Source organism: Sulfurimonas sp. (assembly GCF_023229025.1).
In the GTDB taxonomy this organism is placed as follows: Bacteria; Campylobacterota; Campylobacteria; order Campylobacterales; family Sulfurimonadaceae; genus Sulfurimonas.
In genome coordinates this window covers 36,166-56,032 of record NZ_JALOAA010000013.1, presented here as the reverse complement: position 1 = coordinate 56,032, position 19,867 = coordinate 36,166, and the positions used below count along the sequence as shown (strand labels likewise).

The window sequence follows — 19,867 nt, the reverse complement described above, 5'->3', positions numbered from 1 at the left end:
GCTTGCGTAGAAATTTCGTTTCACTCATTTTGTGGAGGGGAATTATAGGCAAGTTAGGCTTATTTATTTCTTAATTAGTGTGAGAGTTTTTGAAGAATCTCTATATTGCACTTTTATGGGTGCTTTTAATGGTCAGTTTTCTTCTATCCAGCCGCCGCCTATAAGCTTAGAATCATCGTAAAAAACAGCGGCTTGCCCTGTTGCTACGCCAAATACGCTCTCTTTTAAAGTTGCATACGCTTTATTGTTTTTTACTACAACATGACACGGTACAGCTTTTGTTCTATATCTTAGTTTTACAGTCGTATCAAACTCTTTCTCGTCAGTATATAGATTTAAATTATTTAAAACTACACTACTGCATGATAGCTCCTCTTTTTTCCCTACAACTATCTGATTTTTATCTGCATCAATGCTTAAAACATAGTGCGGATCATGTGCACCTCTTACAGTAAATCCCTTTCTTTTGCCTATTGTATAGTGCATATATCCTTTATGCTCACCTACAACATTTCCATCTTTGTCAATCACTTCACCTACGTTGTCAACTTCAACATAATCTTTAAGTAGATCCGTATAGGTTGTCTCAACAAAGCATATCTCAGAAGATTCACCCTGAGAAGCAAACGATTCTAACCCCTCTATGGATGCCGCTATCTCTTTAACTTCACTTTTTTTCTTCTCTCCTAGCGGAAATATAAGTCTAGGCAGTATACTTCTATCGACATAAAAAAGAAAATAACTTTGGTCTTTGGTGTCATCATCTGCCTCGTAAAAGTATTTTCCATCACTTTTTATATAGTGCCCTGTAGCTACATAATCAGCACTAATTTTATCTGCAAACTTTACCATCTCGCCAAACTTTAGGCTTCTGTTGCATAGAGCACAGGGGTTTGGTGTTTTACCATCAGCATAAGTATCTATAAAAGGTTGAAAAACTTCTCTGTTAAAGGTCTCCTGCAAATCCAGTACATGCAGTTTAATTCCAACAAAATCTGCAGCTTTTTGTGCTCTTGCTTGATTAATCTCATGATAGCCCGGCTTAGAGTGAAGCTTCATATATAAACCCTCTACCTCATATCCTTGGTTCTTAAGGAGTAGTGCAGAGACTGTTGAATCAACACCTCCACTCATTCCGACTAAAACTTTACTTTTTTTCATTTTTATTACTTTGTATCTTGTTCATCTTTAAAATCTGACAAGGATTTATAATACTTAGTATTTTCTAAGCCTACTTCTTCAAGAATTTCTATCTGGTCAATAAGCGACTCCTCAACCTCTTTGACAACGCGCTGTAAATCATCAGTCAATCTAATTATCTCTACATCATCTTTATCAATCATTCCGCTATGCTGCAATTTATCTTTTATAAAATTAAGAAGGGGCTGGTAAAAGTCAACACCTACTACAAAAATTTTAACTCCGGTTACTTTCCTTGTCTGAACAAGAGTCAATGCTTCAAACAGCTCATCTAACGTCCCAAACCCCCCGGGAAATATTACATAAGCTATAGAGTATTTAACAAGCATAACTTTTCTTGAAAAAAAATAATCAAAGTATAACTCTTTTGTAGTATATCTATTTGAAACTTGCTCAAAAGGCAAATCTATATTTAAACCGACAGATTCAATATCAGGGCACTCTTTTGCTCCTCTATTTGCAGCCTCCATAATTCCGGGACCGCCTCCTGTTATAATGTTAAAACCTTTATTTGCCAACATAAGAGAGAGTTTTTGAGCCTCTTTGTAATAAAAATCATCCTCTTTTGTTCTGGCACTTCCAAAAATAGTTACTGATGGCCCAAGTTCTCCAAGGTCATCAAAACCTTTAACAAAATCAGCAACTATTCTAAAAACGCTCCAGACATCGGCAGACTTAATGTCTTTGACATATCTCTTAGCTAATTCATTTCTTCTATCTTTCATTTTATCCCTTGAGCTGATTAAGCCTCTCTCTCTTTGTTCCTATAGTAGTTATTTGTACCCCGAAGTTACCATCAACAATAACAACTTCTCCCTCTGCTATAACATGGTCATCAACCAGTATCTCTAAAGGGTCATTTGCTAATTGATTTAACTCTATTACCGAACCTATGTCCATATTTAAAACATCTTTTAGAAGCATCTTCTTCTTTCCGATTCTAACCTTAACAGGAAGTTTTACATCCATTATTAGAGATATATTGTTCATCTCCTCACTATTTAAGGAGATAGATGCTGAGTGTTGTGAAGAGTTATCTGATTCAAGCTTTTTTCCATCATCTGAGGATTTATTTTGCTTAAATATCGCATTTTGTAAACTCTCATCCATTATAAGCATAAAAAGAGATTTAACATCTTCTATATTGAAGTTATAGACAAACATTTTACTATAATTCTCTAACGATACCTCTTTATCCTCACTAATATAATCAACCTTGTCAATACTAAAAGATAGTACGGGCAACTCTTTTTGAGCTGAGAGCGTATTTGAAATTGCTCCAAATATGTTTGAGACTATCTCTTTTGCAGCATCTAAATCATCCTCACTAACATCTTCTCTACTGCTGCTCTCTTCGCCCATCATCATATCAGATAAAGATGTAACTAGGTTTGGTGTTAATGCAACCATAGCAGAAGCATCAATATCTCCACTTACACTTATGTTTAGCAAAACTATTGGAGGGATTATATTTGAGATGATACTTAACTCTTGCTCCTCTTTGAGCTTAAGTGATGGAGCCTGCCCTATTAGTGCCTCAACAGTAGCCACCGTCTCATTTTCAAACAGTTTCATAAAATCACTCATCCCCTACTCCTCTTTTACTTTTTTTTCATCTCTATCTCTATTTTGAGCTTCATCAGTATCAAATATAATCTCTTTTACACCCGATATCTTTTCTCGTCTAATAGTTTCAAAATTCTCTAATGCACGTTTTACTGCATCTTTTTCCGTATCAATTATCTCGGTAACTTGTATTGATTTTCTAAATCTTCTAAGTCCTATTTTACCTTTAAATCTATCTTTTCCATCAACGCAAAGCGTAACCATATCATCAGCTGCATTATCAAGCCTTACAATATCCCCGCTTTGCAAATCCAATACATCTCTAAGTGATAACTCTGCATTACCGAGCATCGCTTCAATACCGACTTTTGCACCGCCAAGAAGCACATGTAGCTCTGTATTTCTGCTTTTTTTTGTACTTGTCTCATTTAACATTAAATCTCTGCTGGCAAGTTTTGGCAAAACCGGCTCTAACGCGATAACAGGATAGCATATATTCATCATACCTGAACTCTGTCCAATAATAATCTCCATAACAACCATGACAACAATTTCATTTTGAGCAACAATCTGAACAACATTTGGACTGGACTCTTTTGACTCAATATTTGGAAAAATATCCATAACCGGTCCCCAAGCCTCTTTAAGAGTAGCCATCATAACTCTTAAAATAGTCTCAAAAAGACTAAGCTCTATATCTGAGAACTCTCTGCTGGCGTCAAAAGGCTCGCCCTTTCCGCCCAAAAGGCGATCTAGCATGGGAAAAGCGATTGAAGGATTTATCTCTATAACACCGCTTCCTTCTAACGGCTTCATAGAAAATACGTTGAAGCTGGTAGGATTAGGAAGTGACATTAGAAACTCGCCATAGGTCATCTGGTCAACAGAGTGAAGCTGAATCTCTACAATTGAGCGCATAATTGATGATATCTGAGAAGCTAATGACCTTGCCATCTTATCGTGGATACCGCGAAACGCACGAAGCTGCTCTTTTGATACTCTGTTTGGTCTTTTAAAATCATAAAGCGTTACTTGTCTTTGAGAAACTAGGGAGTCTTCTCCGCTATCAAGTAAATCATCTCCCTCATCATCAACAACATCTAAAAGCGCATCAATCTCTTCTTGTGAAAGTATATCTGCCATCTTAAGCTCCCACACTCTCTTTAATTTTATGAATAACAGATTTATGAATTTGAGAAATTCTTGACTCTGTAATATCTAAAATATCACTAATCTCTTTTAGTGTCAACTCTTCAAAATAGTAAAACTGTATTATCAACTGCTCTCTTTGAGTATATTGGCTAAGAACAGTTTTAATATTCTCCACTAACTCTTCTTTTTCTATATTAGCAATCGAAGAGCCTTCATCACCTACTTGCAACTGATCTTCTAAAGGCATAACGGTATAGATAGATGAGGCAATTCTAGCTTCATGTATCTTCTTTACACTCTCATCTAGCATCTCAGCCAACTGCTCATCACTTGGCTCTTCATCATGAGATACTCTATACTCTTCTATGGCATAGTCTATAGCTTTTACTAGCTTTCTGCTTGCACGACTAAGAACATCTAAGCTTCTTAAATAATCAAGCATAGCTCCATATACCCTCTTCTTAGCATAACCCCAAAAAGAGTCATTTAAACTCTCATCATATCTTCTTGCAAGTTTTATAAGCTCTTCTGTCCCTATTGCAGAGAGGTCCAGATAATCAATAGAGCTAGGAAGTCTCTCTTTTAATCTATATGCCATGGCTTTTACTGCAGGCAGGTATTGAATTGCTAGCTCATCTTCTTTATGTTTTAAATCTTGTGTATATGCAGAAATCATGAACTTTTCTCACTACTTGGGCTGTTATCTTGAGCTGTTTTATCTGTTATCTTAATAGCTGAATCAATTATTTTTTCTCTTTTATTTATCTCATTGGCAAAAAGATCAAGTCTCTTCTCATGTGACTCTTTTGGAAAAAAATATAGCTTACCGAGAGTTGTTTTATAATACATAGATACTATTATATGGGAAAAAAGATAAAAAAAAGTTGTTATTAAAAATGTATATACTAGCAGACCCTCCGCATCAAATGATTTTAATATACCAAACACTATTCCCATAAAAAATCCCTGAATAGTAAAAAAGTATATAAAATTCTCGCCTAACATCAATAATTGCCTTAAATTTAGTTTAAAAATGCTTTACTAACCGCTTGAAAAGTCCGGATAATCCGCTTTCGCTAGGCATAACAAGCACATCCTGTTCCAAATTCTTATTAATCTCATTAGCGATAGAGAGTATATCTTTATGAACTAATGAACCTGGATGCACTACGCTAAAAAGAGCTCTCTGTTTTACAGAGGAGGAGACTTTAATATCACTGTTAATTTTGCCTAAAAATTTTATGTTTAACTTATCTCCTATATTTGCAAATGCCACTTTTTTTATCTTTTCATATATTGCAATCGCCTCTTTCTCATTTTTGACCTGATTCATGATTAAATTTATATCGTCTCTAAAAGTAGCTATAGTTTTTATTGTTGCATATGCGTCTGTTATTGCAGCTGGATCGGGAACGGTAACTACAATAACATCATCCGCAACATCTAAAAACATCTTTATATGATCCCCTATTCCTGCACCGGTGTCAATTATCATGACATCTAGCTTATCAAGCACCTCAGCCTCACTCATAAACCTCTCAAAAAGAGCTTTATCAGAGTACTTTAATATCTCATCCCCACTCTCCCCCGGAATAAGTATAAGATTTCTTGTTATGGGAATTAGAATATCCAAAACACTTGCTTCGCCTTTTAAAACATGCAAAATATTTTTCTTAATCTTTACATTAAACATAACATCTAAGTTGGCAAGACCGATATCTGCATCAAAAATACCGACATTTAATCCATTTTGAGAGAGAGTATATGCAAGGTTAGAGCTTATTGTGCTTTTTCCCACCCCGCCTTTTCCGCTTGTTATAGCTATAAAACGAGTTTTTTTTGATTTTTTAGCAGCTGTTGATGATACTAACTCCTCTAGCTTTTTAGCTTGGTGCCCCATCATGTTTTACTCCTATTAAAGCCGTTTAACAAACACTCAACTAAAAAATCACTACTTGCGCAGACTAAATCTTCAGGAACTTCTTGCCCGACAGAGAAGTAACTAATAGGCTTTTTCGTCTCATAAGCAAGAGAGAAGATATTACCAAAGCCTCTCGTCTCATCTAGCTTTGTAAACATCAAAGTATCAATATTTAAACTAGAAAAATTTTCGTAAGTAGCCTTTAAATCTTCATACTTTATGGAGCTTGGCATTACCAAAACCACATCAATGTTATACTTTATATCGTTTCCATCTAAACACTCATATATCTTTTCAATCTTCGTTCTATCATAAGGACTTGAACCCATGGTATCTATAAGAATATAATCACAATATTTTAATGAGTCTAGCGCACTAGCAAAGTCTATAGGGTCAACAACAGTCTCTATTCCGAGCTTCATCATTCTAGCATACTGCATCAACTGCTCAACTGCACCTATGCGGTATGTATCTAGTACAACTAAACCCACTTTATACTTTTTCTGCATTAAGTATGAGTATCTAGCTGCAAGTTTTGCAACTGATGTTGTCTTTCCCACACCCGTAGGACCAACTAGCATAACAACTTTCTTATTTCCGATAGATGGAGTGCTCTCAAGTCTAATCGGCACCATCTTTCTAAGAAGAGTCTGAAAATATCTCTTAATGGTACTGGAGTTTTCTCTCATTCTAAAAGGCATATGCTCTAGAGTCATTCTCATAATAGCATCTAGATGCTCTCGATTCATACCGCTTTGAGAAGCTAGGCGATATATCTCTGCAAACTCTGCAGGAATATGACTCTCTAGATCAGGTGCTTTTTCATCCCAAAACATATTTTGAATAACTTTTACTTTATCTCCGAGTTTGGCAATCTCAGACTTTATCTCTTTTAGCTCTTTGGGTTCAAGCAGTGAATTAGTTTTAGTTTCTTGGTAGTCGTAAAGAGGCTCTTTTACCTCTGCTATTTTAGATATCTGTCTAGCTGCGTTGGAGATATCATACAAAACATCTGAACTTTTTTGGGTTAGTGGTCGCTCATCTTTTTGCATGGATTTTACTTTTTGATAAGTATCGTGAGTTGTCTGCTCCCCCTCAATACCCATAACAATTTCATAAACGGGCTCTCTGCCTAATGATTTTTTCTGAATCTCTTTTGTGTCTATATGAAGCATTTTACTATAATTGATGTCCATCTTAGCTTTTTTCAATGCTTCTGAAGGCGTTCTTCCGGTAAAAGTTAATATCTTCATCTATAAATGTCCATTAATGGTATCAACACGCTATCTCTCTCAAACCACTTTTCATGGGGAATTTGAAGTTTTGGTGTTTTAACTACCCTATTATCAAAAAAAATTATATCCAAATCTAATGTCCTTGGAGCATTTGCAAAACTTCTTTTGCGTGCAAATTTTTTCTCTAGTCTCATTAAATAGCCTAAGAAAAACTTTGGTTGCATGTTAGTCTTTAACATTATAATAGAATTAAAAAAATCACTCTGATTAACAAATCCAAAAGGAGGATTTTTTAAAATCAGTGATGTTTTTAAAAGGCTAACTCTCTTCTCTTTTTTAAGATATACAAACAAATGATTAAACCTTCTTCTTACATCGCCGACATTTCCGCCAATCCCTACTGTTGCTACATACTTATGTGAACTATGTGTAGTATTTATATATGTGTTGCGTAAATTTTTAAAAGTTTCTAGCTCTTTACTTAATTTACGCCTAATATACATAAAAATTAGTTTTCCTGTGTAGCTTGAGACTGCTTTTGCATCTCTTGAACCGCTTTTATCTCGTTCATAATCTGTGCCATGCCCACCATTGCCAAGTGATACCCAAATGGACCAAACCCGACAATAGAAGATGAGCAAACAGGAGCAACCATATTTTGTTTTCTAAACTCTTCACGGCGGTGAACATTGCTGATATGAACTTCAATAGTAGGAAGATTTACAGCTGAGATTGCATCACGAATAGCTATTGATGTGTGAGTATATGCCGCAGGATTAATTATTATACCGTTTGCATCTCCGTAACACTCTTGAATCTTATCTACAATCTCACCCTCAAGATTGCTTTGAAAAAACTCTACTTCCATCTCATTTTGTGCACCAAAATCTTTCATCTGAGCATGTATCTGCTCTAGCTTCATCGAACCGTAAATTTGTTGCTCTCTTATTCCCAACATATTTAAGTTTGGTCCCTGAATTACTACTATTTTCATCTTCTGCCTTTTTGTTTAATAATTATAATTTTTAAGGAGTAATTTTATCTAAATTAAGCATAATCTATTTTAAATTTAGACAAAAAGATAGAATATGCAGATAATAACTCCAGATTATATATTGACTCCCGACACTCTATTATCTAACATGTCAGTAGCATTTGATAAAAAAATCAAAAAGATTGCTCCGCTTAAAGAGCTAAAAAAAGAGTTTCCCGATGCAGTTGTCACAAAACTCAAAAAAAACTCTCTTTTAATGCCCGGGCTAATAAATGCTCATGTACATCTAGAGTTTAGCGCAAATAGAACAAAACTCTCTTATGGAGATTTTATTAGCTGGCTTTATAGCGTAATAGAGAACCGCGAAGAGCTTATAGGAGGCTGTGATAGTAGTTGTATGACAAAAGCAATTGACTCAATGCTAGAGTCCGGAATTACAACCTTTGGTGCTATAAGTTCACATGGGATGGATTTACAAGCGTGCGCAGATGCAAAACAAAATGTTATCTTTTTCAATGAGCTTATAGGTTCACAAGCAAAAATGGCCGATGCTCTTTTTACGGATTTCCTAGCGCGTCTTGATGCTTCTAAAAGTATAAAAAGAGAAGGGTTTTATTCTGGAGTCGCCATCCACTCTCCATACTCGGTTCATCCTATTTTAATCAAAAAAGCACTTCAAATTGTAAAAAAAGAGAAGCTAAAACTCACCACCCATTTTATGGAGAGTAGTGCCGAGAGAGATTGGCTGGATAAAAGTGAGGGGGATTTTAAAGATTTTTTTCAAAATCTATTAAAACAAAATAGCTCACTTAGTAGTTCTAGCGAATTTTTAGAACATTTTAGTGGCTACATGACACTACTTACACATGCTATAAAGGCAAATGAAGAGGAGCTAAAGATGCTCTCCTCAAATGGACATACGGTTATACACTGCCCTATTTCAAATAGACTCTTAGGAAACGGTGCGCTTGATTTGAAAAAACTCCAAGAGCATAACATTAGATGGATATGTGCAACAGACGGACTTAGCTCAAACTATAAGCTTGATCTCTTTGAAGAGATGAAATGTGCTCTTTTTATGCACTCAAATATGCCTCTTTTAGAGTTAGCCAAACAACTTATAAGAAGTGTAACAAAAGACGCAGCAGATGCTTTGGGTATTAACAGCGGTGAGATAGCAGAAGGCAAGAGTGCAGACATGATAGTATTAGATTTACAGAGCAAACCAAGTGATGAGTTAGCTATTCATTTAATACTTCATAGATATAATATATCAAAAGTTTACATTAACGGAATTTTAGAAAAAGGTATCTGATGCAATTTATTAAAAAGTTATTTTCTCCCATTTTAGCCACAATGAAGTTTATTCAAGAGCACTTCAAGGCTATGGTTTTTCTACTTATAGTTTTTTTAATATTTGCACCGCAAAGCAAGGAGGATTTAAAACCAAACAACCTTGAAGAGGTTTACTTAGTCGGTCCTATCATGGAGACTTCGGAGGTCATTGAGCAGATTGACGCAGCAGTTGCAAATCAGTTTGTAAAAGGTATTTTGTTAAATATTGATTCGGCAGGAGGAGCAGTTGCACCCTCTATCGAAGTTGCATATGCTCTAAAAAGAGCAAGAGAGAAAAAGCCCGTTGTCGTTTATGCAAGCGGTACTTTGGCAAGCGGGAGCTATTATGCCAGCATCTGGGCAAACGAGATAGTAGCAAATCCCGGTTCAATGGTAGGGAGCATCGGCGTAATCATGCAAGGGGCAAACGTAAGCGAGCTTATGGATAAAATTGGTATCAAATCACAAAGCATTCAAGCAGGAAAGTACAAAAAAATTGGTGCAAGTGATAGGGAGTGGACTGATTATGAGATTAATGAGCTAAACAAAGTTATACAAGGAACTTACGATCTCTTTACCACAGATGTGGCAAAAGCCAGAGGTTTAGATATAAACAAAAGAGATATGTTTGCAGATGCCCATATATTTACGGCTAAACAAGCTAAAGATGTCGGTCTCATAGATAGTATAGGAGTTAAATATGATGCTAAAGAGAAGTTGGCGAAGCTTAGCGGAGTAAGAGAACAAATTTGGAATAAAGAGAATAAGATTGATAAATTTATGAAGAAGTTCTCCGCTCAGACTGCAGTTACTATCCACACATACTTCCCCTCTTTAGTAATGAAGTAAATGCTATTTTGCTCTCTCTAGAGCAAGTAAAAACTCTTTTTTCTCTAATCCCCCGCTATAACCGCCTAAGCCGCCGCCTGATGCTATAACGCGGTGACAAGGAATCAAAATAGAGATTGGATTTTTACCGTTTGCATTTGCAACTGCTCTTGTCGCTTTTGGATTTCCAAAAATTTTAGCTTCAGTCGCATATGATATTGTTTCTCCATAGGGTATTGTAAGCAGAGTCTTCCAAACACCCTTTTGAAACTCGGTTCCGCTTGGAGATAGCGGCAAAGTAAACTTCTGTCGTTTTTTTAAGAAGTATTCATCAAGCTCCTCTTCTAGCCTAAGTAGAAGATTATAATCAGAGCTGCAGTTATCGAAGTTATCATCAGCTTCTATAAAATCAAGATGAGTAATGGCATCCTCACTAGCCACTGCAATCATTTTACCTATAGGCGTATTAATAATGCGGCTGTAGCAGGATCTCTTCATGAGGAGTGTTTTAGCTCTCTTTTTTTTCAGGTTTTTTTCTGAACATATGATATTTTTCACGCTCAAGCAAATCTTCTACATATGACGGTTCGGCTTTTTTTACACTCTTCCAGATACCCGATGGAAGTCTTACTTGAAGTTTTTTCTTCTCTTTTAGTTTTATTATCTTCTTAACAGATAATATTTTTGAAACAGGAGAGAAGTCAACGTTGGTTAAATCTATATCATCTTTATAAAAAAGTGTCTGCTTATTAAAGCGTCCCCACCCTGGAATGCCATCTTCTGTATAAGGAACTTCATAATCATTTTTAAAATTTACCATTATTTTATAATGGCTGTTGTCAAAAATCTGAGATACTTCTCCAGCCCCAAAAACTAAACCAAATACTCTATCTCCAACCTTAGCATTACTAAAATAAGCCATAAATACTCCTCTACTTTTTTGTAAAGAAGTATATTACAATTATGGTTACTAAAAAGTTACTGCTATTAAACTATAACCTTAACAACAGTTGGCATATTGTCAAAAATTCTTTTTACTCTATCTTGCCAAAGTTCACCAAACTCTTTCATCTCTGCAGCATTAGCCATTCCGCCCATCATTTTCTGCATTAGCTGCTGCATCTTAGGGCTTCCTCCTACTAGTGAAGGATCGTAGTAAACATCAACGCTCTTACCGTTGTCTAATCTTGTAAATCTAACAGAGGAGCTAATATCTTCATCAAAACTCATCAGAGAGTGACGAGCAAATTTGCCGCCTAAGCCTTTAAAACCGCTCTTGTCCGTTGCTCCGGTTATTTGTGATATTACATTGCTTATTACGCCGGCTACGCCATCTTCTAAAGACTCTTTAAACTCGACTTTTATCTCTCCTCTTACAGCAGGAGAGTTTGGATATAGAGCTTTTAATCCTGCGTATGTAGTGATATAAGCACCTGCAACAGTAGGACAACTGTGCCCAGCCGCTTTTACAACCTCTAAGTAATTAAACTCATATAACCCCTCTTCAAATGCGCCTAAAACATTTGCTAGTGGATCAACTACTTTAATAGTTACTACACTATCAAAAAAATCCGGATAATTCATATAAACTCCTATATATCTCTTTTTTGAAGTACTTTTGCACTCACTATAACTCTATCATTCATTAAGTCAAAAACCTCATCAACCTTCAAAGATGTTATATCAATAACTTTGGCATCTTTAGATATTTGAACAAAACCTTTTTTACTTTTTAACTTTGGATTATTTGATTCTAACATTTTTTGTAGTGTTAATACTTGATTTTGAGCAATATTAATTTTACTATCTATTACATGAGGAAATCTAACTCTAATTGACTCTACCTCTTTATAAAAACTCTGCATTTTAAATGATATAGTCTGAGTATAAGCGCCTTTTAGCTGTTTTATATCTTCAATTTTCTGTGCTATCTTTTTCTCAATAGAGTGTCCTAAATATAAGTTAATCAAATGCGTAAGCTCTTGTTTTGAGTTATATATTTTCTGCACTATTTTTTGAGTATATTGAGCCGAAATAGAGTCAATATATTGATAAAGTTCATTCTCATCAGGCAGTATCATCTGCATTGCGGCACTAGGGGTCGGTGCTCTTAAATCCGACACAAAATCACTTATAACCCAGTCTATCTCATGTCCAACTGCAGATACAATGGGAGTTTTTGCTCTAAATATCGCATCAGCTACTATCTCCTCATTAAAAGCCCATAAATCCTCTATACTTCCGCCGCCACGCCCAATGAGTATAATATCATAACCCTTTGAGTCAGCTCTGCGCAAAGCTTTTGAAATCATGTCCGCAGCGCTCCCTCCTTGGACTAAAACATCATAAATATCAATCTCTACAGCTCTATATCTACTATTTGCCACGCGGAGCATATCGGCAATAGCAGCACCTGTAGCAGATGTTATAAGAGCAATCTTTTTTGGAAACTTTGGAAGCGGCTTTTTAATTTCACTACTGAAATAACCAGCTTTTGCAAGCTTCTCTTTTAACTGCTCATAAGCAAGAGCTAATGCTCCATGACCTGATGGCTGAATACTAAAGCAGTTTATCTGATATTCACCGCGCGGCTTATAGAGTGTTACGGCTCCCTCAATAATGACCTTTAACCCCTCTTGGAGTTCAAATCTTAATCTTGAGGCATTGCCTTTGAACATGACGGCTCTTATTGAGGATGATGCGTCTTTTAAACTAAAATAGATATGTCCACTGCCATGATGAGTTACGCGCGAGAGTTCTCCCTCTACAAGCACCTTTTCAAAAGTGCTCTCTAAGATAGTTTTGATCTGTTCGTTTAAAGAAGAGACGCTTAGCGTATGCAAAAATATAACCTACTGTTTTTTTGCTATTAAAAGTGTCGATATATCCATGGAGAAACTCTTTGCATATAAAATATCAAAGCCTGCTTCAATCAACTCTGTTTTCATATTTTCAACTGTAGAAAAATCCTCTATAGAGTTTGGCAGATACTCATAAGCCTCTAGATTTTTAGATATGAAACCACCTACTTTTGGCAAAACTCTATTCATGTAAAAATCTCTAAGCTTTCCAAGCAGAGATGGATTTTCATTCTTCATAAACTCTAAGATAACAACTAAACCACCTTTTTTTAAAACTCTGTTAAACTCTCTTAGTGCTTCTTCTCTCTCAACAACATTTCTAATTCCATAGGTAATGCTTAAAATATCTACGCTACCATCTTTCATCGGAATCTCAGTCGCTTTTGCTATATGATAGTTAAACTTAGGGAACTTCTCTCTTGCAACTCCAACCATCCCCTTTGATGGGTCTACTCCGACTATCTCTCCTACTGCTATTGCGTTTATCTCTGACCTTTTTTTCCAAAAATTCATCATATCACCGGTTCCACAGGCTACATCGACAATCTTATCTATAGAGTCATTTGCATATAATCTATAAGCTAAATCACAAGCTTTACGTCTCCAGCTCTTATCGACTCCCATACTCATGACACGATTTGCCGTATCATAAGTAGGTGCAATATTATCAAACATAGATACTATTTTTTCCTGTTTTTCCATTCTAGCTGTTTCCCCTGTTATTTGCTTGCTTCATCCACATAATTATATCCTGCTCATCTTTTTGTATATTTAAAATTTCTAACTTCTCATCTATAGCCCTAAAACTACTGCTTCCTCCAATGTTAGGCGATAAAAAACAGAGATAATAGTCTACAATTCCCTTAGTTAGTCTAAACATCTCATCAGCGCCTTCAATCATTATATTTTTATAGTTATCTAAAATAGAAAAATTATCACTAATTGTAACTTTTCTATCTTTTACGCTAAATAGCGGGATATTTTGGTCAAAAACCTTACTCTTTGATAATATTAAGATATCCGGTGCTCTGCCGCCTGAGAGTCTTGCATCTAATGTTGGTCTATCTACTCTTACTGTATTTCCGCCTATAACTAACAAATCGCATACATCTCTCATGGCATGAACTACTCTTCTGGATTTTTCTGAACTTATAACTCCGTTATCTGTAGTTCCGTTTAATCTCTGTGCCCATTTAAAAAAGACAAATCTATCTTTTTTCCACATATTAAATGGTAAAGTCAACTCCCCGCACTCTTTTGCTAATATATCTCTTTTGAGCTCTACTCCCGCTTGAGAAATAATTTCTGCTCCGCCTGAAGCCTCTATATTTAAGTCATCAAAGCCTACTACTACTCTTTTAATTTTTAGCATAGAGATAAGAGCTGCGCAAGATGGAGTTTTGCCGACATGAGCGCATGGTTCAAGAGTCGTAAAAATAGTAGCGTTCTTAAAGCAGTTGTTATGATTTTTTAGAAGGTATGTGTGAATTTGGGATGAGGAATTAATCTCTAAAATTTTATTATCCGCCGTAAGTTTAAAGTACGCAGACTTAAGAGCCTCCACTTCAGCATGTGGACCGCCGGCATATTTATGAGCCTCAAGCGCTAAAATCTCATTATGTTCAGAGATAATAACACAACCCACGGCAGGATTTGGGTAAGTCAATCCTTGATACTTCCAAGCCTCATCAAGGGCCAGTCTCATATAGAATTTAAAATCTATTACCATTCAAAGAAAGTTTTCGCTTTTGAAATTTCAGAGAAATCAACAGCCGACTCTTCGCCGTTAACATCTAAAAAAATCTTAGAGCCTTCAACCCTAATTAGAGTTCCTGTTAACTTCTCTTTTGATTTTAAAGTAAGGATAACCTTCTCTGTTGTAGAGAGTTCAAACTGTTTGATTGTAGCTATTTTTCTCTCAATACCGGGGCTTCCAACTTCAAGTCTGTAGTCCCCTGAAACAGGTGGTGTTACATCTAATAGAGGTGAGATAAGGTGTGTTAATTCAACACACTCATCCAAACTGACATTTTTTCGTTTTTCATTCTCTATCTCATTTGAGATAATACTGACTCTATAAATTGAATCCCCTCCATCATTAACGACAGAAATGTCATAGAGTTCTAATCCTACTGACTTTACGACTGATTCTATATCTTTCTCTAAACTCACAAAAAACCTCTCTTAATCTTTGGAAATTTTTTTAAACAGCTCTTCAATTTTTTGAGCTTTTTTAAGCTGCTCATCAAACTCAAAAGTAAATTTTGGAGAACGAAACCAACCTTGTTCTTTCATACAAAACGTCTCTAAAATGGGTCTTGCCTTTTTTAGAAGTTTTAAGAACTCACTCTTCTCTTGCTCACTAAATGAAGCAGGGTCAATATAGACTTTTGCATCACTTCTACCGCGTGAACACTTTATATCTATGATATCAAGCTTATGGAGTCTATTGTCATTAAGAGAACCTAAGGCTTCAGGAATCAGCTCCAAGAGAAGTGATTCTGTTCTCTTTAACTTTATTTGGGCTTCTGTCACAGTGACACTTTTTGCTCAACTTTTTTGAATGTCTCGATTACATCGCCAACAATAACATCGTCGTAACCTTTAATCATAACACCACACTCATAACCGTTACCAATCTCTTCTACATCATCTTTAAAGCGCTTAAGTGAAGTAAGCTCTCCCTCATGTACAACAACGCCATCACGAATAACACGAACAAGACCGCCGCGAATAAGTTTACCATCAACAACAACACATCCTGCAACCATACCCTTAGGCGCTTTGAATGTATCTCTAACTTCGGCTTGCCCGGTATTTGTCTCTGTAAATTTAGGTGCCATCATGCCAGTTAGCATTCCAGTCATATCATCAAGAAGTTGATATATAATAGAGTAAGTTCTGATATCTACATTTTTCTGTTTAGCAAGTGCTTTTACGCCTCCGGTAGGACGAACATTGAATCCAAGAAGAACACAATTTTCGCTATTACTCACTAGTTCAACGTCATTTTCAGTAATTCCACCTACACCCGAAGATATAATGTTTATTTTTACTTCATCATTTCTAAGCTCATTTAACGAAGCCTTAATAGCCTCAAGTGAACCGTGAACATCTGTTTTTAGCACGACTTTAAGAGACTTTAAACGTCCTTCTGCAATCATACTCGTCATATCTTCTAAAGTAGATTTTGTACTATGTGACAACTCTCTGTGTCTATCATACTCATGACGTTTTAGAGCATACTCTTTTGCCTCTTTATCGCTACTCACAGCCATCATGATTTCACCGGAAGATGGAACCTCATTTAAGCCGACAACAACAGCGGTATGGCTAGGTTTAATATATTTAATCTGTTTTTTATTTTCATCAATTAAAGCCTTTACACGCCCATAAGAACTTCCACAAACTACATAGTCGCCGACACTTAGAGTTCCGTTTTGAACAATTACCGTTGCAACAGGTCCACGACCTTTTTCAAGAGATGATTCAACTACGGCAGCTTTAGCCATAGCGTTCTCATTTGCTTTTAACTCTAAAACTTCCGCGGTAAGAAGGATGTTTTCAAGAAGATCCTCTATCCCCATTCCGCTTTTTGCCGATATTGGAATAAACTCTATATCTCCTCCCCAATCGGCAGGATTCACTCCTAGCTCAGCCATTTGCCCTTTGACCATATCAGGGTTAGCACTCTCTTTGTCCATTTTATTTATTGCAACTATAATTGGAGCACCGGACTCCTTAGCAAGCTTAATAACCTCTTCTGTTTGAGGTTTTACTCCATCATCGGCTGCTACAACAATTATAATGATATCTGTAACATCCGTACCTCTTTGACGCATATGAGAAAAAGCTGCGTGCCCGGGAGTATCAATAAAGGTTATTGCTTCGCCATTTTGCTCAATTGTATAAGCACCTATATGCTGCGTAATACCACCCGCCTCATCTTCTGAGACTTTAGCTTTTCTAATAGCATCTAAAAGTGATGTTTTACCATGATCGACATGCCCCATAATAGTTATAACAGGAGGTCTTTTTGTAGCATTTTCATCTATCTCTTCAGCTAAATCTTCCTCATAATTAAAGGCATCTTTAGGGTCAACAATAGTTACTTCAACTCCAAACTCTTCAGATAAAATTTCAATTTCATCATGTCCTAAAAAGTCATTTTTAGTCATCATTAAACCAAGACTAAATAGGACTTTAATTACGTCTGAAATTGGACGGTTTAACTTCTCTGCAAACTCATAAACACGGATATCCTCAGGAATTTCAACATGCGTAACTACTATATCTTCAGGCTTATCTTTTACATACTTTTTTCTCTTATCACGAGAAACTCTTCTACCCCTTGGAGCAGCTTTTTTATTCGCATTTCTTCCAATAGGTTTTGGCGCTCTAGGCTTTCTAGGCTCCTCTGGGGGAATTTCTCGTCTCTCTGTGGAGTTTATATCAAGGAGAACAACCTGATCATCCATATCCATAGAGACTTCAGTAAGAGAGTCGCCAAAAATATCTATTTTTACACCCTGCTCTTGCTTTTTTGCCCCTGATATCTGTTTTGTAGTTTTTTTCTTTTTAGCTAGCTCTTCTAAAACTTCTGCACTAATCTTACCATATGAAGATAGTGAAGATTTCTGTTTTGAGGGTTGCGCTTGCTTGTCAAAACTATCTGTTTCTTGAGGCTGCTTTCTCTTTTTTACAATTTTAAGACCAGATTTTTTAATCTGCATTTTCTTAGGCTCGCTGCTGTCAGTTACTTTAGGCTCCGCTTTTTGCAGCTCCTCCTCTTTGCTTTTTGACTCAGGCTTCTCTTCTTTTGATATTGCTTTAGACTCTTCTGTCTTTTGTGTTTTCTTCTCTTTTGTAGCAATATCTTTTTGAGTATTTTTTTCATCTACTGCATCAGATGTTTTCTCTTTAGCTTTTAAGGTTTCTTTTTCGGGAGTTTTTTCTTTTTTTTGAGTATCACTAGTTGTTTTAGTAGCTGTATTCTTCTCTTCTTTTGGTGTCTGTGCAGGCTCACCGCTCATAATATAGTTCATTAAGTTTTCTGCTTCTTGCATTGTAACTGAGCTATTTGCAGACTTTACGTCAACGCCCATATCTGAAGCTTTTTTAACTACATCTTTGGAAGTTATTCCTAGCTCTTTTGCAATTTCGTGTACTCTAACTTTTTCTGTCATCAGTGATGATCTCCTTTAGTGTTTTGGCAAATTTGTCTCTATCACCACCTCTGCATTGTCGCATCAGCGCCTTTAATACTCTCTTGTTATCTTCAAGACAAATCTTGCATATATAAAAACTTCTGCCACTTCCTCCAAAAAGACTTATTTGTGACTCTATGCACTGAAGTCTTATAAGATTGCTTTGAGCATCTCTTTGTCTGCAAGATATACACATCCTAAGAGGTTGGGTAAATTTTTTCGCCATTATATCCAAAAGTTCCTTGATTTAGCTAAGAAGATATAAACTAACCTATTTTTCTACAATAAGCCCATCATTATCAAAATCCAATACTTTTACGACAAACTCCGGAAATTTTTGACTAAGCTTATTTGCAATAGCAGCAGAATCTTCATCATAAACCATAGAGAAAAATGTAGAGCCGCTACCTGAGAGTGTGCTCATTAATGCGCCGCTCTCATATGCCGTCTTTTGTACACTAAAGAGTTCAGGCAATATTTTCATTCTAGCCTTTTGATGAAATCTATCCTGAGAAGCAAGTTTTAAAATCTCCCAATCTTCGTTAAAAAAAGCCGCAACACTAAGTGCCGTGTGAGAGAGGTTGTATATAGCATTCTCTTTAGAGTATGATTTTGGCAAAAATGTTCTTGCTCTTGATGTATTAATAGGTTTATTTGGAATAACCACCACCGCTTTTATGTAATCCGGAAGATGTTTTTTTTGTGAAAAAACCTTCCCCTTTTCTACTGTAGCCACATTAAAACCACCCATCACTGCAGGCGTAATATTATCCGGATGTGACTCATAGACTAGAGCATGGTTTAGTATTCTTCTTTTTGAGACGTTTATTCCGGCTGCTTCATGGGCACTTGAGATTGCACTAACAATCACAGCCGAAGAGCTGCCAAGCCCCCTTGACATCGGTATTTGATTGTAAAAGGTAAACTTAAAATTTTGTCTTTTTTTAGTTAATCTATTGTAGTGTTCATTAAAGATGCTAACAAAAAGATTATTACCTTTAAGCCTAGGGTTATTTTCACCCTCCCCTTTTATACTAACACTAAAAAATTTTGATGGATGAAACTCAACCACATTACGCAAATCCATTGCCAAGCCTAATGAGTCAAATCCAGGTCCGAGGTTTGCACTAGTTGCCGGTACACTTATTGTCACTTTTTTCCTATCCAACTGCTCCTATTGCATAAAGAGGAGATGCAGCTGTGCTAAACTCTTTATACTCAAGCATATCAGGAAGCATAAAGCTCGCTTCAGGCGCTCTTTCTAGTTTTTGAGTTTTTATTTCTGATGAAATTTTAACAAAGTATAGCTTTCCAATCGCTTTGATTGGCTGATTTTTATTAAAATAAAACGCATCTGTTGCAAAAAGCGGTATATTTTTTAAAATACTTATAGATTTTAAAAAAATATATGCAATTTTTATTGCCATAAAGCTGCCGGGACCGTTTGCATAAAAAAGCCCCTTTATATCATACTCATCTAATAGTTCGCTAAATATATTTGGTAATACTTCTGAGCTTTTTTCATCGCTTCTTATAGTTTTTATCAATTTTCTCTCCTCATATATCCC

General features: G+C 36.0%; 24 protein-coding genes. 2 read left to right on the top strand and 22 right to left on the bottom strand.

What is annotated here, in order from left to right:
• Positions 1-132: 132 nt before the first annotated feature.
• The 10 genes from mnmA to aroQ all read right to left on the bottom strand — a co-directional run bounded on the left by mnmA (position 133) and on the right by aroQ (position 8,068).
• On the bottom strand, positions 133-1,161 hold the full coding sequence (gene mnmA, locus M0Q20_RS04900; RefSeq protein ID WP_295059052.1) for a tRNA 2-thiouridine(34) synthase MnmA: 1,029 nt from the start codon (positions 1,159-1,161) through the stop codon (positions 133-135).
• 5 nt (positions 1,162-1,166) lie between these two features.
• A complete protein-coding gene (locus tag M0Q20_RS04895) occupies positions 1,167-1,925 on the bottom strand; it encodes a TIGR00730 family Rossman fold protein (protein WP_295059051.1) in 759 nt (252 codons plus the stop codon).
• 1 nt (position 1,926) lies between these two features.
• Positions 1,927-2,787: a flagellar motor switch protein FliY gene (fliY, locus tag M0Q20_RS04890; protein WP_295059050.1), complete on the bottom strand. Its 861-nt coding sequence runs from the start codon at positions 2,785-2,787 to the stop codon at positions 1,927-1,929.
• A 3-nt stretch (positions 2,788-2,790) separates the two neighbouring features.
• Positions 2,791-3,909: a flagellar motor switch protein FliM gene (fliM, locus tag M0Q20_RS04885; protein ID WP_295059049.1), complete on the bottom strand. Its 1,119-nt coding sequence runs from the start codon at positions 3,907-3,909 to the stop codon at positions 2,791-2,793.
• 1 nt (position 3,910) lies between these two features.
• On the bottom strand, positions 3,911-4,594 hold the full coding sequence (locus M0Q20_RS04880; RefSeq protein ID WP_295059048.1) for an RNA polymerase sigma factor FliA: 684 nt from the start codon (positions 4,592-4,594) through the stop codon (positions 3,911-3,913).
• Positions 4,591-4,875 carry a hypothetical protein gene (locus M0Q20_RS04875; protein ID WP_295059047.1) on the bottom strand — a complete coding sequence of 95 codons (285 nt, stop codon included), beginning with the start codon at positions 4,873-4,875 and terminating at the stop codon, positions 4,591-4,593. The genes M0Q20_RS04880 and M0Q20_RS04875 overlap by 4 nt, the downstream gene beginning before the upstream one ends.
• Before the next feature lie 70 nt (positions 4,876-4,945).
• Entirely contained in the window at positions 4,946-5,821 is an 876-nt protein-coding gene (locus M0Q20_RS04870) for a P-loop NTPase (RefSeq protein ID WP_295059046.1), read from the bottom strand.
• Positions 5,818-7,092 carry a flagellar biosynthesis protein FlhF gene (flhF, locus tag M0Q20_RS04865; protein ID WP_295059045.1) on the bottom strand — a complete coding sequence of 425 codons (1,275 nt, stop codon included), beginning with the start codon at positions 7,090-7,092 and terminating at the stop codon, positions 5,818-5,820. The genes M0Q20_RS04870 and flhF overlap by 4 nt, the downstream gene beginning before the upstream one ends.
• Positions 7,089-7,577 (bottom strand): 2-amino-4-hydroxy-6-hydroxymethyldihydropteridine diphosphokinase, encoded by a 489-nt coding sequence (gene folK / locus M0Q20_RS04860; RefSeq protein WP_295059044.1) that lies wholly within the window; start codon positions 7,575-7,577, stop codon positions 7,089-7,091. The genes flhF and folK overlap by 4 nt, the downstream gene beginning before the upstream one ends.
• Positions 7,578-7,582: 5 nt before the next feature.
• The gene (gene aroQ / locus M0Q20_RS04855) at positions 7,583-8,068 is read right to left on the bottom strand and encodes a type II 3-dehydroquinate dehydratase (protein WP_295059043.1); all 486 of its coding nucleotides are present in this window, start codon (positions 8,066-8,068) and stop codon (positions 7,583-7,585) included.
• Positions 8,069-8,162: 94 nt separating this feature from the next.
• Between aroQ and M0Q20_RS04850 the strand changes: the two genes are divergently transcribed.
• Both M0Q20_RS04850 and sppA read left to right on the top strand, forming a co-directional pair.
• Entirely contained in the window at positions 8,163-9,383 is a 1,221-nt protein-coding gene (locus M0Q20_RS04850; RefSeq protein WP_295059042.1) for a metal-dependent hydrolase, read from the top strand.
• A complete protein-coding gene (gene sppA, locus M0Q20_RS04845) occupies positions 9,383-10,252 on the top strand; it encodes a signal peptide peptidase SppA (protein WP_295059041.1) in 870 nt (289 codons plus the stop codon). The genes M0Q20_RS04850 and sppA overlap by 1 nt, the downstream gene beginning before the upstream one ends.
• Before the next feature lie 3 nt (positions 10,253-10,255).
• Here sppA and M0Q20_RS04840 read toward each other — a convergent pair whose 3' ends face one another.
• The 12 genes from M0Q20_RS04840 to M0Q20_RS04785 form a co-directional block, all read right to left on the bottom strand.
• Positions 10,256-10,729, bottom strand: a complete 474-nt coding sequence (locus M0Q20_RS04840; RefSeq protein WP_295059040.1) for a methylated-DNA--[protein]-cysteine S-methyltransferase — start codon at positions 10,727-10,729, stop codon at positions 10,256-10,258.
• 10 nt (positions 10,730-10,739) lie between these two features.
• Positions 10,740-11,153, bottom strand: a complete 414-nt coding sequence (locus M0Q20_RS04835; RefSeq protein WP_295059039.1) for a hypothetical protein — start codon at positions 11,151-11,153, stop codon at positions 10,740-10,742.
• A gap of 65 nt (positions 11,154-11,218) precedes the next feature.
• Positions 11,219-11,815: an FmdE family protein gene (locus tag M0Q20_RS04830; RefSeq protein ID WP_295059038.1), complete on the bottom strand. Its 597-nt coding sequence runs from the start codon at positions 11,813-11,815 to the stop codon at positions 11,219-11,221.
• Positions 11,816-11,823: 8 nt separating this feature from the next.
• Positions 11,824-13,074, bottom strand: a complete 1,251-nt coding sequence (gene xseA / locus M0Q20_RS04825) for an exodeoxyribonuclease VII large subunit (protein WP_295059037.1) — start codon at positions 13,072-13,074, stop codon at positions 11,824-11,826.
• A gap of 9 nt (positions 13,075-13,083) precedes the next feature.
• Positions 13,084-13,794 (bottom strand): bifunctional demethylmenaquinone methyltransferase/2-methoxy-6-polyprenyl-1,4-benzoquinol methylase UbiE, encoded by a 711-nt coding sequence (gene ubiE / locus M0Q20_RS04820; protein WP_295059036.1) that lies wholly within the window; start codon positions 13,792-13,794, stop codon positions 13,084-13,086.
• A 1-nt stretch (position 13,795) separates the two neighbouring features.
• Complete coding sequence (ribD, locus tag M0Q20_RS04815; protein WP_366933653.1) at positions 13,796-14,797, bottom strand: bifunctional diaminohydroxyphosphoribosylaminopyrimidine deaminase/5-amino-6-(5-phosphoribosylamino)uracil reductase RibD; 1,002 nt, start codon at positions 14,795-14,797, stop codon at positions 13,796-13,798.
• 17 nt (positions 14,798-14,814) lie between these two features.
• Positions 14,815-15,264, bottom strand: a complete 450-nt coding sequence (locus M0Q20_RS04810; RefSeq protein WP_295059034.1) for a ribosome maturation factor — start codon at positions 15,262-15,264, stop codon at positions 14,815-14,817.
• A 12-nt stretch (positions 15,265-15,276) separates the two neighbouring features.
• Positions 15,277-15,627 carry a 30S ribosome-binding factor RbfA gene (gene rbfA, locus M0Q20_RS04805; protein ID WP_295059033.1) on the bottom strand — a complete coding sequence of 117 codons (351 nt, stop codon included), beginning with the start codon at positions 15,625-15,627 and terminating at the stop codon, positions 15,277-15,279.
• A complete protein-coding gene (gene infB, locus M0Q20_RS04800) occupies positions 15,624-18,278 on the bottom strand; it encodes a translation initiation factor IF-2 (RefSeq protein ID WP_295059032.1) in 2,655 nt (884 codons plus the stop codon). The genes rbfA and infB overlap by 4 nt, the downstream gene beginning before the upstream one ends.
• Positions 18,262-18,525 (bottom strand): hypothetical protein, encoded by a 264-nt coding sequence (locus M0Q20_RS04795; RefSeq protein WP_295059031.1) that lies wholly within the window; start codon positions 18,523-18,525, stop codon positions 18,262-18,264. The genes infB and M0Q20_RS04795 overlap by 17 nt, the downstream gene beginning before the upstream one ends.
• A gap of 45 nt (positions 18,526-18,570) precedes the next feature.
• Positions 18,571-19,452 carry a homoserine kinase gene (gene thrB, locus M0Q20_RS04790; protein WP_295059030.1) on the bottom strand — a complete coding sequence of 294 codons (882 nt, stop codon included), beginning with the start codon at positions 19,450-19,452 and terminating at the stop codon, positions 18,571-18,573.
• A 7-nt stretch (positions 19,453-19,459) separates the two neighbouring features.
• The gene (locus M0Q20_RS04785; RefSeq protein ID WP_295059029.1) at positions 19,460-19,846 is read right to left on the bottom strand and encodes a hypothetical protein; all 387 of its coding nucleotides are present in this window, start codon (positions 19,844-19,846) and stop codon (positions 19,460-19,462) included.
• Positions 19,847-19,867 lie beyond the last annotated feature (21 nt).

Bases quoted from the DNA above. Each gene is read 5' to 3' on its own strand.
- mnmA (WP_295059052.1), bottom strand. From the start codon at position 1,161: ATGAAAAAAAGTAAAGTTTTAGTCGGAATGAGTGGAGGTGTTGATTCA.
- M0Q20_RS04895 (WP_295059051.1), bottom strand. From the start codon at position 1,925: ATGAAAGATAGAAGAAATGAATTAGCTAAGAGATATGTCAAAGACATT.
- fliY (WP_295059050.1), bottom strand. From the start codon at position 2,787: ATGAGTGATTTTATGAAACTGTTTGAAAATGAGACGGTGGCTACTGTT.
- fliM (WP_295059049.1), bottom strand. From the start codon at position 3,909: ATGGCAGATATACTTTCACAAGAAGAGATTGATGCGCTTTTAGATGTT.
- M0Q20_RS04880 (WP_295059048.1), bottom strand. From the start codon at position 4,594: ATGATTTCTGCATATACACAAGATTTAAAACATAAAGAAGATGAGCTA.
- M0Q20_RS04875 (WP_295059047.1), bottom strand. From the start codon at position 4,875: ATGGGAATAGTGTTTGGTATATTAAAATCATTTGATGCGGAGGGTCTG.
- M0Q20_RS04870 (WP_295059046.1), bottom strand. From the start codon at position 5,821: ATGATGGGGCACCAAGCTAAAAAGCTAGAGGAGTTAGTATCATCAACA.
- flhF (WP_295059045.1), bottom strand. From the start codon at position 7,092: ATGAAGATATTAACTTTTACCGGAAGAACGCCTTCAGAAGCATTGAAA.
- folK (WP_295059044.1), bottom strand. From the start codon at position 7,577: ATGTATATTAGGCGTAAATTAAGTAAAGAGCTAGAAACTTTTAAAAAT.
- aroQ (WP_295059043.1), bottom strand. From the start codon at position 8,068: ATGAAAATAGTAGTAATTCAGGGACCAAACTTAAATATGTTGGGAATA.
- M0Q20_RS04850 (WP_295059042.1), top strand. From the start codon at position 8,163: ATGCAGATAATAACTCCAGATTATATATTGACTCCCGACACTCTATTA.
- sppA (WP_295059041.1), top strand. From the start codon at position 9,383: ATGCAATTTATTAAAAAGTTATTTTCTCCCATTTTAGCCACAATGAAG.
- M0Q20_RS04840 (WP_295059040.1), bottom strand. From the start codon at position 10,729: ATGAAGAGATCCTGCTACAGCCGCATTATTAATACGCCTATAGGTAAA.
- M0Q20_RS04835 (WP_295059039.1), bottom strand. From the start codon at position 11,153: ATGGCTTATTTTAGTAATGCTAAGGTTGGAGATAGAGTATTTGGTTTA.
- M0Q20_RS04830 (WP_295059038.1), bottom strand. From the start codon at position 11,815: ATGAATTATCCGGATTTTTTTGATAGTGTAGTAACTATTAAAGTAGTT.
- ubiE (WP_295059036.1), bottom strand. From the start codon at position 13,794: ATGGAAAAACAGGAAAAAATAGTATCTATGTTTGATAATATTGCACCT.
- ribD (WP_366933653.1), bottom strand. From the start codon at position 14,797: ATGAGACTGGCCCTTGATGAGGCTTGGAAGTATCAAGGATTGACTTAC.
- infB (WP_295059032.1), bottom strand. From the start codon at position 18,278: ATGACAGAAAAAGTTAGAGTACACGAAATTGCAAAAGAGCTAGGAATA.
- M0Q20_RS04795 (WP_295059031.1), bottom strand. From the start codon at position 18,525: ATGGCGAAAAAATTTACCCAACCTCTTAGGATGTGTATATCTTGCAGA.